The sequence below is a fragment of the Chryseobacterium sp. MYb264 genome (genome assembly GCF_035974275.1).
Lineage (GTDB): Bacteria > Bacteroidota > Bacteroidia > Flavobacteriales > Weeksellaceae > Chryseobacterium.
Genome location: NZ_CP142422.1, coordinates 64,059 through 76,399, shown reverse-complemented (window position 1 = coordinate 76,399; position 12,341 = coordinate 64,059). Strand labels below are relative to the sequence as shown.

The window sequence follows — 12,341 nt, the reverse complement described above, 5'->3', positions numbered from 1 at the left end:
TTTGACAAAGTATTCGGGTTTACCCCATAAACTCCAATACAGCATCCGTAATATACTTCAACTGCTCTTCATCAAGCTCAGTATGCATCGGAAGAGAAATTACCTCTCCTAAAAGCTTATCTGTATTCACAAAATCGGCATCATTGCTTTCCTGATAATAGGCTTTTTGCTTTCTCAATGCCACCGGATAGTAAATCATTGCAGGAATATCTTTTTCAGCTAAGAACTTTTGTAACTCATTGCGTTTTCCATTCACAATTCTCAAGGTGTACTGGTGAAAAACGTGCGATGAATTTTCATCTCTTTTTGGTGTTAAAATATCCGGATGATTAGCAAAAGCTTCATCATAAAAATCAGCAGCCTTTCCTCTCGATTCGTTATAGGTATCCAAATGTGGAAGTTTCTTTCTTAAAACCGCCGCCTGAACACTGTCCAAACGAGAATTGACCCCCACTTCATCATGATAATATCTTTCATACATTCCGTGATTTACAATTCCTCTCAAACGGTGAGCAAGCTCATCATTATTTGTAAAAATCGCACCACCATCTCCGTAACAACCTAAGTTTTTAGAAGGAAAGAACGACGTAGTTCCTACCGTAGACATTGTTCCAGATTTTTTCACTGTTCCGTCTGCGAAAGTATAATCAGCCCCAATGGCCTGTGCGTTATCTTCAATTACATACAGATTATTTTCTTCAGCAATTTTTAATATTTCCTCCATATTCGCACATTGTCCGAAGATATGAACAGGAATAATTGCCTTTGTTTTTGGAGTAATTGCTTTTTTAATAGCCTCTGTGGAAATTGTAAAGGTATCATAATCTACATCCACCAAAACGGATTTAAGCTTCAGTAAATGAATAACTTCTACTGTTGCAGCAAAAGTAAAATCTGCGGTAATTACCTCATCACCTTCCTGCAGATCCAATGCCATCAAGGCAATTTGAAGCGCATCTGTACCGTTCGCGCAAGGAATAACGTGCTTTACGTCTAAATAAGACTCCAATTCATTCTGGAAAGACTTTACTTCAGGGCCGTTGATAAAAGCCGCTGAATCCATTACATTTAAAACTGCATTATCTACATCATTCTTTATTTTGTAATACTGACTTTGTAAGTCAACCATCTGAATTTTTTTCATAAATAAATATTTGTGTAAAAATAGGGAATTTAAAATCCTTTTAAAAATTTTATTGATTTTGTTTTATCTTTATACAAAAGAAAAATATGAAAAAACTTTTACTCTTTTGTCTTTTAGCAGGTTATTCCACTTCTTTTGCACAGACACAGCTGGTTTTCGTTTATTTTAATGATAAACCCAACAAGGCTGCGTTCTATGCCAACCCGCTTTCCGAACTGTCTCAAAAATCTCTCAACAGACGTTCTGCATTGGGAATTTCACTGAATGATCAGGACGCTCCTATCGAACAATCCTACATTCAGAACATTCAGAATCTGGGATTTACCGTAACCGATTATTCTAAATGGCTAAACGGAGTTGCTGTCAATGCAAATCCTAATCAAATAATAACGCTTCAGTCTCAGCCTTACGTTCAGAGTGTTGAAAGTTTTGCTAAAAACTCCAATACCGGAACTAAAATTGCACATCACAATAAATGGCAGGAGACCTCAAATACAAATAAAACACAAACTCTTTTTGATTACGGAAACGGCTCTGCACAGATCGATCAGATCAATTTGCGACCACTCCATCTGGCGGGTTACACAGGAACAGGTGTTTCCATTGCAGTGATTGATGCGGGTTTTCCTACCGTAAATACAGGTTCCGCATTTGCAAGGATCAGAAATAACAATCAGATAAAAGGAGGCTATGATTTTGTTGCGAAATCAACAGATATTTATAATCCTTCGTTACTTGATCACGGAACCGTGGTCTTAGGAGCCATTGGCGGATATATTGAAAATTCCTTTGTGGGCTCTGCACCAGATGCTGATTTTTACCTTTACCGAAGCGAAAATGCCGCGGTTGAAATCCCTGAAGAGGAATTATACTGGATTGAAGCGGCAGAAGAAGCTGATAGAAAAGGAGTTGATGTGATCAATACTTCTTTAGGCTACACTACTTTCGACGATTCGAGATATGATTATACCTATTCGGATATGAATGGTACAAAATCTTTCATCGCCAGAGCTGCCGAAATTGCGGTTAATAAAGGAATTTTCGTCCTAGTTGCTGCCGGAAACTCAGGCGCTCAGCCTTGGCATTATATCAATACGCCTGCCGATAATATGAAAGTTTTTTCAATCGGTTCTGTAGATTCAAGCGGGAATTCTTCTAACTTTTCCTCTTTCGGACCTAATTCCTTGGGTGTGATAAAACCTGACGGAAGTGTGAGAGGTTCTGCGGCAGCTACCGTCAATAATAACAGTCAGGCATCAGTAAGCGGAACTTCCATCGCTTCACCTATTGCCACTGGTGGCGTTGCCTGCCTGATTCAGGCTTTTTCTTCGATGAACAGAGACCAGATGAGAAACAGACTCCATGAGACCTCATCGCTTTACCCTAATCATACCGATCAGATGGGATACGGAATCCTCAATTTCGGTAATTTTTACAATGCCGTTTTAAATACTTCTGAATTGGTTAAAAAGGATAAATTAACTCTATTCCCGAATCCTGTTAAAAATATGCTAAATATTGCTTCAGAAGGTGATATCATTTCTCTTGAAATTTACGATAACTTGGGAAGATTAGTTAAGAAAAGTAAAAACGAAAAATCGATTAAAGTTGACTATTTCCAAAATGGAGTGTATTATCTAAAAGTTCAGACTAAGGATAAAGTTTATTATGAAAAATTTATCAAAGAATAAATGAAAAAAACCTCTCGAGCCGAGAGGTTTTTTTTATCTAACTTGTGTAATAACTGCTTTATCTGGAAGATAGCTATCAATTTTATTTCTTTTCAAGATTTCTTTTTTTATTTTTTCAAAATCAACTGTAAAGCTTTCAATTTTAGCTAATGAATCATGCTTGTAAATTTTATCATTTAATATTTTTAAAATATTCATGAACTCTTCACTCATAAAAGGCTCAATAAAACATAAAGATTCTAATTTTCTGTTGTTTTCGAATCGAATCATTCTTCTGCTCCCTGCAAAAAATTGATTTTTCTTTAGTTGCTTTTGTTTAATCCAGCTTTCTAAACTTTGTTTTGCTAATAAGTTTATTTCTTCAATTTCAGCAGTTGACAATTTATATTCAAAATAATTTTTCCCATCATAACTATCAGAATATACTTTTAAATTACCTTTTTGATCTATAATAGAAAATGATTTAATATAAATATTATCATTTTGTTCTATTTCATAATCAGTAAGAATAAAGTTTTTTAGCTTTAATTTTTGTGCGTTTATTGAAAACGTAAAATTAATGTTATAATTAATGATAAATTTTTCATCTTTACAATTTATTTTATGCCGAATTCCTACTCGCATTAATATTTCCAAACAGCGAACGTGTCACCAATTTTCCATACGCCTCCAGATCGCCTTCCCCTTTCTGAATTTTCATTAAAGCATATTGCTGAATACTCAACAGTGGCAATACAATCTTTTCACGAATTTTCACCGATTTTCGGGAAAGTGCATCTTCTTCCTGAAGCATTTTAAAGCCTGTCAGTTCAAGCATAATATTCTTTGAAAGTGTATATTCATCGAACAAAACATTCCAGAATTCGCCGAATTTAGGGTTATTTTTAATGTAATAAGTTAAAGGGAAATATGTTTTATTCATACTCATCATAGAGTTCAACACCAAAGTTTTGAAGAAATCTGAACCTTTGTATAATTCTCTCACTTCCTCAAATCTTCCCTGAGCTTTCAGCTGTTCCATCGCATATCCGAAGCCAAAAAATCCGGGAACGTTCTGCTTCAGCTGCGCCCAGGAACCCACAAACGGAATGGCTCTCAGATCTTCAAATTTCAATTCGCTGTCGCCTCCTCTTTTTGATGGCCGGCTTCCGATATTTGTTTTTCCATAATATTCCAGCGTGCTCATTTCCTGAAGGTAAGGAACAAACATTGGATGCGCCTTTAAATCTGAATATTTCTGATAACTGATTTCTGCCAGTTCAATAATTAAAGCTCTTTCTTTTTCCGTTAAATCTTTTTTGGCATTTTTGAACACATCATTCTCCACTCCTGCGGTCAACAACTGTTCAAAGTTATGTTTTGCCTGTTCTTTATTTCCGAAAATACTGGTGATCGTTTGCCCCTGAATCGTTAATTCAATCTTATTATTGGCAATTGTTTTCCCCTGAGAAGCGTAGAAATCGTGGGTTTTACCGCCTCCTCTTGCTGGAGGTCCGCCTCTTCCGTCGAAGAATACGACTTTAATTCCGTTTTGCTCTGAAAGTTGAGTTAATACTTCTTTTGCTTTATAAATTTCCCAGTTGGCTTTCAGGTAACCTCCGTCTTTGGTTCCGTCCGAGAAACCAAGCATGATCGTCTGCTGATTTCCTCTTTTCTCCAGATGTTTTTTGTAAATAGGGTTCTGATACAGTTCATTCATCACATTTTCGGCGTTGGCAAGACCTTCCATCGTCTCGAAAAGCGGAACAATATCCATATTAATTTCTTCATCCTGATAGCCACAAACTTTGAAAAAAGCATACACATTCATCACATCTTTTACGGCATCCGAATTGGAAATAATATAACGGTTCATACCTCTTAATCCGTTCAATTGCTGGATTTCGGTGATTTGAGAAACCGTTAATAAAGTATCTTTTACAATATCTTCAAAATCATCAGCATTTACTTTTTCTGAGATTTGAATTAATTGATTAAACTTTTCTTCGTTAGTAGCTTCAATATTTCCATAAACTTTAGCAAAAACATCATCAATCACTTTCTGATGAATTCTGCTGTCCTGACGAACATCCAATGTCGCAAAATGGGTTCCGAAGATCTTCACACGATCTCTGAAATTGACCAATGTATCGATGAACAAAGAATTGTGCTCTTCCACAAGAATTTTTTCTGCTTCATCAATTCTTTTAATGATCTCTTCCGCCGTAATTCTTTCACTTCTGAAAATAGCGCCATACAATTCGTCGCTGAGCTTTTTCAAAACATCAGAAACCCCTCTGAAACTCAATCTTCTTCTTACCGTTTTCAGATTGTTGTAATAGGCTTTTAAAATCGCAGAATGCAGTTCTTCGGCAACCCTTTTCGTAACATCTGCCGTTACAAAAGGATTCCCGTCGCGGTCACCTCCCGGCCAGAAGCCCAGCTGGATGACATCTTCATGCAAATGAAAATGGTCGTTTCCAAACGTTGTTTTTATTTTGGTAAACAATTCGCCAATCGTATCATAATACACATATCTCAAATAATAAATGATGCTCAACGCTTCATCAATCGGAGTCGGTTTTTCTTTGTTCACAAACGGTGTTTTTCCCAATTGCTGCAACAGCGTATCAATATTTGTGATGGAATCTGTGGTAATCGCATTTCTCAGATCATGAAGAATTCTCTGTACAGAATTCGGATAAAACTGAGTCGGGTGCGCCGTGAAAACAATCTTGATGGCAAAATCTTTCAGCTTTTCACGAACTTTTTCAATCTTATGATCCTGCTGTGAGCGCTCGAAAAGATTGGTCACCGTTCCGTTATCACTTTCAGAATGAAGGTTTGGAAATGCAGCATCTTCAATACTATCGAACAAAACAACCTGTCTTTCAATATATTGTATAATTTTAAAAAGCAGTTCGAGTTTCTGCTCTTCAGTCTGCAAATCGGTATGGTTTTTAAAGAATTCTTCTACGATTTCTTCGGGCGTTTTTCCAGCATCGTAACCGAGTTTACTTTCCTCACAAAGAAACGGGAGAAGCATCCCTATATTCGTCATTTTATCATAAGGCAGGCTCATAAATAATGAATTGTAGATTTGGAACTTATTTTCCACAATCTGCCTGAATTTTTCTGCGCGTTGGTCGTGTATCATATAACAAATGTAGGAGATTTTATTTTGAATTCAAATGAACTTAAGTTTAAAAATAATGAAAATTTATCAATATTTTTGCAGGATATAATCAATTAAACGTAAAAAATATTCTCTTAAAATCAATGCGAGTTAAGTGAAAGCTGTATCTTAGTAAAAAACATTAACAATCCATGAAATTCGGAATTATTTTTTATGCTGTATTAGGGCTTTTAGCACTCTTCACAGGTATTTATTTACTTCAATATTTTTTCATTCTTTCAATAATCTTTTTTATAGGAGCCTTTATTAATGGAGTTTTTATTCATAAAGAATATAATATTCATAAAAAAGATGCTATTGAATATGATGAAAAAACTATTCCTGATGAAGTGATCGTTAAGTATTCTCAATCAGGACGAATCATCGCAATTGCGGCTTATAGTATTTTCGTTATTTTAGGATTATTTTTTCTTTCAGTTTTTAAATTCCAATTTAATGGTACTGTGATATTTATATTACTTGTACTAACCGGATTTATTGGTTATTTTGTTTTTAAAATCATTTTGGAGATTAAAAAAATATCCAAAATCATGATTTCCATTGATGGCAAAGGAATTCAAATAGAAAATCGACCAAAATATTTATGGAATGAAATACAACTGGAAAAAATTATTGTAAAGCATCTTGTGAGTCGAGAGTCAAAAAATGATTACCGACCGGAAATTAATTAGTCGCTCCTTAAAAAGCTGTTTTTTGACTTTGAAAATTATATTTGCCTAAAAAGATTCGGAGAACAAGTTCGAGCCAAAGAAGAATTTGTTGTTTGATTTGATTCAATCTCATCTTCAAATTGTATCCAATCCCTGCTAATAATGCATTATTAATATCTCCAGCCACTCCTTTCAGGAAGTTTAATCCTAAGGAGTGGTTTCTTTTTAAATGAGAGATACAAGGTTCTATGGCTGCTCTTGCCCGGAATCTTAATCTGGCTACTTGTTGCCCATATTTTGTTTTTTCTTTTTTTGCGGGAAGCAAAATTGCTGTTCCTTCCACTTCTTTGATTCCTTTAAATCCTCTGTCTGTAGTGGCTTTCGTAGGTCTTGTTCCGCCAACGGATTTTCTTACCCTCTCACTCTGTGCCAATGATTCTTCAAGAGTTTTACTATCGTGAGGATTGCCAGAAAATCTCTTTACCGAGCTGATGATCCCTGTTTTCCGACCTCTTACTACTGCTACTTTTGTCCCAAACTCGTATGCTTTTCCCGATTTTCCTTTCGCAATACACGCAACTTGTGGCTCGTGAAGACTGTAAATTTTATCTTTCGTGGTACGTTCTTGGGTGAGTGCTTTAAGGTAAATTTTAAAAACGTCTTCGTAGCCTTTCAAAACATCTTTAGGAAGTTTTCTTTCCAATTCCCGAAGAACTCTTTTACCAATCGTCCTGAGCTTTTTCCTCGCCATTTTTGCCTTCTTCTGTCTTCTGGGATGATGTCCAAAAAAAGCGTCCCGCAATAATTGTTTGCTCACTCTTCTGTAGCTTTGTCTTTGTACAACGCTCTCTTTTTCTGCTATTTTTCTACAATTGTCGATTACTTTTTTTGCTAATTTGGCATCGGTAGGAAAGGTAATGTTCTTCTCCTGAACCGTCGTATCTACCTGAACTTCATCTTCTGTTTTGGCTTTGGGATGGAGAGAAACGCTTTGTCCCAAAAGAAATTCCAAACCCTTATCTCCAATTCTTTTTCTGAAGTGTACAAAATTGCTCGGATCGAAAGGCTGCTCTGTCTGGAAAAAGGTTTCTCCGGTAAAATATTGCCAATACGCATTCTCAATCCATCTCTCTATTACACTTTCATCACTTTCTTTAAACATTTCCTTGAGCAAAAGCATTCCTGCTATTTTACGGATAGCAATAGAAGGTCTTCCGTTTTCTGAAAATAATTTCTCAAACTCTGACTCCATTTTATCCCAGGAAATCTCCCCAGCTAATTTTACCACCGGATGCTCCATATTAATAAGCTCCGTAAGCCTGGTCTTGAATAAATTCTGCTGTAAATCCTCTCTTATTTTGCCTAACATTTTGCCACTTTTTATATCCTAAAAATACAATTTATTGCAATTTTTTACAACGATTTTTTACGAAATATAAGTGCATAAAACTGATAATCAAAATATTACTTGGTTTTTAAGGAATGACTAATTATCTGTACTTCTTTCACGATAAAGATAAAATAGAGCTCAATATAGATGATTTTGATATTACAGATCGTCAACTTGCTCAGGCTTTAAAAATATTCAGAACTCGTTATAATTCAAATATATTATAATTTTGCTTACCTAAGGTTTAATGATTAATTTTATTTAATTAATCTACAATTCCATGAAAAAAATATTCCTACTTTTTACTCTCACATTCCTCTTCACCGCTTGTGGCGAAACTTGCTACAATGCACCTTTCCCAATTGTTTTTGAATTCGTGGATTCCAATAATGAAAATCTGATCACGAATGGAACATTGAAACCTTATTCTATTCAGGACGAGAATAATGTGAGTGTACCATTAACGACAACATCCGATGATAAAGTTGTTTTAGAAAATGTGGGTGCTTATAACGGAACAAAAAATTATACTTTTTATTCTTCTTTGAAAGTTTTTAAATTTTCCATCCAATCTTCTGAATTTAAAGGCGGTTGTGACGGCTATCAAATTGATAAATTAACATTTACCGGCGTAGGCATTGATGTAAAAGACGAAAAAGGACATTATAAAATTATATTGGAATAAGATTTGACATTCCTAAATTTGCAAAAACTACAGAATGAAATTATTTTTTCCGATGGCCTTGTTATTATCCGGTTTCGTTTTCAGCCAGAAAACGGTTCCTTCTGATTTCAAAAAAATTCCGGAAATTCTCGACAATACAGATCTGCTCTACCCTTTTATTGTGCCTGACAAAAAATTCGATTATTGGTCGGTTCTTCGTAACGACAGCGATCCGGATCCCGATAAATCTATCATTTATGAAAGTCAGATGCCTATGCTGATGACGATCAATGATCCGGCACCTGAAAAAGGTTTCTTTCAGGAATGCGTGGGCAACAGATGTTTTTCCTATATCATTGCCTGTGAAAACAGCCAGTCAAGATATTTTTCTGATGAACAACAGCTGAGAACATTTATTGGCTCGATTGATAATCTTCCGGAAGCACTTCTGATTGCGAAAACGTATGGTTTTACTTTTGATTCCGGTGATAAAACGGGAGGTTCTTATAAAATGGACAATCAAAATATTTCTCTGTATTTGTCAAAGACCAAAAACTGTCCTCAGACTAAAGAATCTTTTTTCATTAAAATCAACAGAAAAACAGGCAAACTTGAAAGTAAAAGCAATGGGGTTTATTTTAAAAGTGAAGATTGTTTAAATCCATAAATTACTAAAAGCTCTCGATACAATTTTTCTTCACTTTGTTACGAAAAATCACTCGAGCTGACGTTTGATTATGGAAGCTCCAAAAAAATTTAAATTGAAGATTTAGATTAGACCTGAAAATTTCCACTTCATTCACTATTTTTGTCTTTTAACCACTGATAATTTTTGCCATGAAAAACCAAGTTCAATTATTGAGAGAAAGTAAAAACTTAACTCAAACTGAGCTTGCGGAAAAAGCAGAAATTTCTTTAAGAACCGTTCAAAGGATTGAAGCCGGAAACATCCCAAAAGGATATACTTTAAAGGCTTTAGCCAACGCTTTGAATACAGATTCTGAAAATCTTTCTGTGAAAGAAAAAATTATTGATCTTTCCAGAGCAAAACTGATTAATCTCTCCGCATTAGCCGGACTCATTATTCCCTTTGGGGGTATTATTTTTCCAATGATTTTGACTTACAAAACGAAAGATCATGATAACAAAGAATTGGGTAAAAATATAGTAAGTATTCAGATTATTTTGGCGCTTATTACTTCTGTTGTAATGATTGTCACTCCGTTTATTCAAAAACTATTTTCGCTGAGATTTCCCGTCTTTCTCATCCCTTTACTTTTATTTTTAGTTTTAAAACTGATCATTATCATTATGAATGGATTAAGTTTAAACAAGAAAAACGATTTATATAGAAATCTAAAAATCAACTTCTTATAAAAACAGTCATTCAATTGTCGTAAAATTGTCATATCATTTTTGCAGGAATTTGATTTTAGAAATGCGAATCTTGCAGAAAAAACGAAAATGAAAACTTTCAAGAAAATTGCAGTAGGTACATTTATTATTTTCAGCCTGTTATTGATTGTAGGCTATATTTATTTTAACCAAAAATTTACGCCACCGCCTAATCGGCTTATCATCTCTGGCATTTCGGAAAATAGTAAGATAACATGGATCGCAGACGGAGACAATCTTCATTCTGCCCTTTTGCTTCCCGTCAGATTAAAAAATATCAATCAGACATTTTATATGCAGCTTGATACCGGGTCCCCAACCACTACATTTTATCAAAACCCTTTAAAGTCTATTCAAAAAAAGTTTCTTCCCAAAGGAAATTTTAAAGAGTTGATTTTAAGTTTTAATATAGATCAAATGCAAGTTTCTTCTCCCTATTTCTCATTCATTCCCTATGGAAATGAAATTAATTTTAACAATCCAAAAGCTATTTCTATCATTGGAACTATTGGAAGCGATTTGCTTGAGAAGAGAATTATTGTCTTAAATTTTAAGCATCATCTTTGTTCGTTCATTAAAACAATTGATGAAAAAGGATTTTGCAATTTTGAATTTAAAAAGCGAAAAATTTTAATTCCGGCTACCATCGGAAATGAGCATTTAAAACTGATGTATGATTCCGGAACCAGCGGATATGAATTGATTACCCATGCTGAGCAGTATGCAAAATACAGGTTCCCCCAACAGTAAAACAAAATATGAAAAAGGAAATTCGTGGGGAAATTCATTAACCATAAAAACATCTTTTGCCCGTCAAAAACTGAAGATTGCGAATTCCTTTTTGCCACTATCCGAGGTCACTCATATTGAAGGAACATCGAAAATGCAAAACTTCCTGATGAAAAGTTCGGGAATGAAAGGAATGCTTGGAAATAAAATTTTTCTTCATTCAACCCTGATCCTGGATTGCAAAAATGAAAAATTCATCGTAAAAAGGTAAATTATACTACAATTTATGAATTTAGAGTTACAAATTATCCAATCAGATCATATAAGTTTATACTTTAAGGATTTTTTTGTAGTTTCGTTTTCAATAACCTTCGAAAACTATGAAAACTAAAAAATTAAACGAACTGAGTTTAGATGAACTTAAAGCAAAAGAGAAAAACAGTCAAATAATCGTTATTGTTTTGGGAAGTTTTATGGTTCTCACCTGCTGCATTCTTCTGTATGTTTCCATTACCTCTAAAAAACCTGCATTGGCGGCTATTTCCGTTGCATGCTTCGGATCGTTATTACCGAGTCTTGCTGTTTTAAAGCAGATAAAAGACGAAATAAAAAGCAGAGATTCAAAATAATTTCACAAAAAAACAATTAACGATGGAAAACATTTGTCTCAACTGTAATGAAATAATTACGGCTAATTTCTGCGGAAACTGCGGGCAGAAAAAATACAAAAGAATCAACAGAAAATATGTGATTGATGAAGTTCAGTATACTTTTCTTCACACCAATAAAGGTTTCCTGTATTCGGTAAAAAAAATTCTTAAAAACCCTGGCAAAACAGCGAAAGATTTTATTGACGGCAACAGGGTCAATCATTATAAACCTATTCTGCTTGCGTTTTTGTTAAGTGGTATTTCCGCTTTTCTTTCTTACAAAGTCATTCATTTTGAAAAGGTTCTTAAGCTATTTTACGAAAAATATACTCCCAATTCATCGATATTAACAGACTTGATGGCGACAATGAACAGCTACAATTCTATTTTTATGCTTTTGTTGGTTCCGTTTTTTGCCTTATTATCGAAAACAGTATTTATGAAATGGGGGCAGAATTACTATGAACATGTGGTAATGAATGCTTTCGTCCTTTCTTATTATAATATTCTCAATATTATTTTTGTATATCCTATCCTCTATTTTATCCGGGATGACATTCAGCTTTTTGCCATTTTCACGACGCTCGTCCTTTTTGTCGGCAGTTTCTTTATGCTCATCTGGTTCTATAAAGGATTTTACAGTGAGCGATCATGGAAAACAATTATTCTAAGGGTAATTGGAATTTTTGGGTTGATCGTCGTTGCTTATTTCATCATGCTTATTCTTATAGTAATCGGACTCAGTATTTATGCTTATATCAAAGGTCCTGAAGCTGTTCAATATTTACTTCCAAAAAAATAAGAGCTCATTTTATAATTCAATAACCACAAAAGAAGTGATATTTTGTCTCTC

The 12,341-nt window shown here is 34.5% G+C and carries 13 protein-coding genes; 9 read left to right on the top strand and 4 right to left on the bottom strand.

Translation table 11 applies throughout. The features are described 5' to 3' along the window. Positions 1–19 precede the first annotated feature (19 nt). Positions 20–1,144 (bottom strand): DegT/DnrJ/EryC1/StrS family aminotransferase, encoded by a 1,125-nt coding sequence (locus tag VUJ46_RS00350; RefSeq protein WP_326983030.1) that lies wholly within the window; start codon positions 1,142–1,144, stop codon positions 20–22. An 86-nt stretch (positions 1,145–1,230) separates the two neighbouring features. On the opposite strand from VUJ46_RS00350, the gene VUJ46_RS00345 reads away from it, so the two are divergent. Continuing rightward, positions 1,231–2,835, top strand: coding sequence for a S8 family peptidase (locus tag VUJ46_RS00345; RefSeq protein ID WP_326983029.1), 1,605 nt, complete (start codon positions 1,231–1,233; stop codon positions 2,833–2,835). A gap of 33 nt (positions 2,836–2,868) precedes the next feature. Here the strand turns inward: VUJ46_RS00345 and VUJ46_RS00340 are convergent, their stop codons facing one another. Both VUJ46_RS00340 and VUJ46_RS00335 read right to left on the bottom strand, forming a co-directional pair. After that, on the bottom strand, positions 2,869–3,471 hold the full coding sequence (locus tag VUJ46_RS00340; protein WP_326983028.1) for a hypothetical protein: 603 nt from the start codon (positions 3,469–3,471) through the stop codon (positions 2,869–2,871). Then, positions 3,437–5,971: a phosphoenolpyruvate carboxylase gene (locus VUJ46_RS00335; RefSeq protein ID WP_326983027.1), complete on the bottom strand. Its 2,535-nt coding sequence runs from the start codon at positions 5,969–5,971 to the stop codon at positions 3,437–3,439. The genes VUJ46_RS00340 and VUJ46_RS00335 overlap by 35 nt, the downstream gene beginning before the upstream one ends. A 170-nt stretch (positions 5,972–6,141) precedes the next feature. On the opposite strand from VUJ46_RS00335, the gene VUJ46_RS00330 reads away from it, so the two are divergent. Beyond that, entirely contained in the window at positions 6,142–6,681 is a 540-nt protein-coding gene (locus VUJ46_RS00330) for a hypothetical protein (protein WP_326983026.1), read from the top strand. A 7-nt stretch (positions 6,682–6,688) separates the two neighbouring features. Here VUJ46_RS00330 and VUJ46_RS00325 read toward each other — a convergent pair whose 3' ends face one another. Then, entirely contained in the window at positions 6,689–8,029 is a 1,341-nt protein-coding gene (locus VUJ46_RS00325; RefSeq protein ID WP_326981209.1) for an IS5 family transposase, read from the bottom strand. A gap of 301 nt (positions 8,030–8,330) precedes the next feature. Between VUJ46_RS00325 and VUJ46_RS00320 the strand changes: the two genes are divergently transcribed. The 7 genes from VUJ46_RS00320 (at position 8,331) to VUJ46_RS00290 (ending at position 12,290) form a co-directional block, all read left to right on the top strand. Further along, positions 8,331–8,735: a hypothetical protein gene (locus VUJ46_RS00320; RefSeq protein WP_326983025.1), complete on the top strand. Its 405-nt coding sequence runs from the start codon at positions 8,331–8,333 to the stop codon at positions 8,733–8,735. A gap of 34 nt (positions 8,736–8,769) precedes the next feature. Then, the gene (locus VUJ46_RS00315; RefSeq protein WP_326983024.1) at positions 8,770–9,381 is read left to right on the top strand and encodes a hypothetical protein; all 612 of its coding nucleotides are present in this window, start codon (positions 8,770–8,772) and stop codon (positions 9,379–9,381) included. 170 nt (positions 9,382–9,551) lie between these two features. Then, positions 9,552–10,091, top strand: coding sequence for a helix-turn-helix domain-containing protein (locus tag VUJ46_RS00310; RefSeq protein ID WP_326983023.1), 540 nt, complete (start codon positions 9,552–9,554; stop codon positions 10,089–10,091). 87 nt (positions 10,092–10,178) lie between these two features. Further along, on the top strand, positions 10,179–10,859 hold the full coding sequence (locus tag VUJ46_RS00305) for a hypothetical protein (RefSeq protein ID WP_326983022.1): 681 nt from the start codon (positions 10,179–10,181) through the stop codon (positions 10,857–10,859). Continuing rightward, entirely contained in the window at positions 10,831–11,109 is a 279-nt protein-coding gene (locus VUJ46_RS00300) for a hypothetical protein (protein WP_326983021.1), read from the top strand. The genes VUJ46_RS00305 and VUJ46_RS00300 overlap by 29 nt, the downstream gene beginning before the upstream one ends. A 109-nt stretch (positions 11,110–11,218) precedes the next feature. Further along, positions 11,219–11,467, top strand: a complete 249-nt coding sequence (locus tag VUJ46_RS00295) for a hypothetical protein (RefSeq protein ID WP_326983020.1) — start codon at positions 11,219–11,221, stop codon at positions 11,465–11,467. Between the two features lie 22 nt (positions 11,468–11,489). After that, positions 11,490–12,290: a DUF3667 domain-containing protein gene (locus VUJ46_RS00290; protein WP_326983019.1), complete on the top strand. Its 801-nt coding sequence runs from the start codon at positions 11,490–11,492 to the stop codon at positions 12,288–12,290. Positions 12,291–12,341 lie beyond the last annotated feature (51 nt).

Coding starts and splice junctions, on each gene's coding strand:
- VUJ46_RS00325 (WP_326981209.1), bottom strand. CDS start 8,029: ATGTTAGGCAAAATAAGAGAGGATTTACAGCAGAATTTATTCAAGACC.
- VUJ46_RS00335 (WP_326983027.1), bottom strand. CDS start 5,971: ATGATACACGACCAACGCGCAGAAAAATTCAGGCAGATTGTGGAAAAT.
- VUJ46_RS00345 (WP_326983029.1), top strand. CDS start 1,231: ATGAAAAAACTTTTACTCTTTTGTCTTTTAGCAGGTTATTCCACTTCT.
- VUJ46_RS00310 (WP_326983023.1), top strand. CDS start 9,552: ATGAAAAACCAAGTTCAATTATTGAGAGAAAGTAAAAACTTAACTCAA.
- VUJ46_RS00295 (WP_326983020.1), top strand. CDS start 11,219: ATGAAAACTAAAAAATTAAACGAACTGAGTTTAGATGAACTTAAAGCA.
- VUJ46_RS00300 (WP_326983021.1), top strand. CDS start 10,831: ATGCAAAATACAGGTTCCCCCAACAGTAAAACAAAATATGAAAAAGGA.
- VUJ46_RS00320 (WP_326983025.1), top strand. CDS start 8,331: ATGAAAAAAATATTCCTACTTTTTACTCTCACATTCCTCTTCACCGCT.
- VUJ46_RS00350 (WP_326983030.1), bottom strand. CDS start 1,144: ATGAAAAAAATTCAGATGGTTGACTTACAAAGTCAGTATTACAAAATA.
- VUJ46_RS00330 (WP_326983026.1), top strand. CDS start 6,142: ATGAAATTCGGAATTATTTTTTATGCTGTATTAGGGCTTTTAGCACTC.
- VUJ46_RS00315 (WP_326983024.1), top strand. CDS start 8,770: ATGAAATTATTTTTTCCGATGGCCTTGTTATTATCCGGTTTCGTTTTC.
- VUJ46_RS00305 (WP_326983022.1), top strand. CDS start 10,179: ATGAAAACTTTCAAGAAAATTGCAGTAGGTACATTTATTATTTTCAGC.
- VUJ46_RS00290 (WP_326983019.1), top strand. CDS start 11,490: ATGGAAAACATTTGTCTCAACTGTAATGAAATAATTACGGCTAATTTC.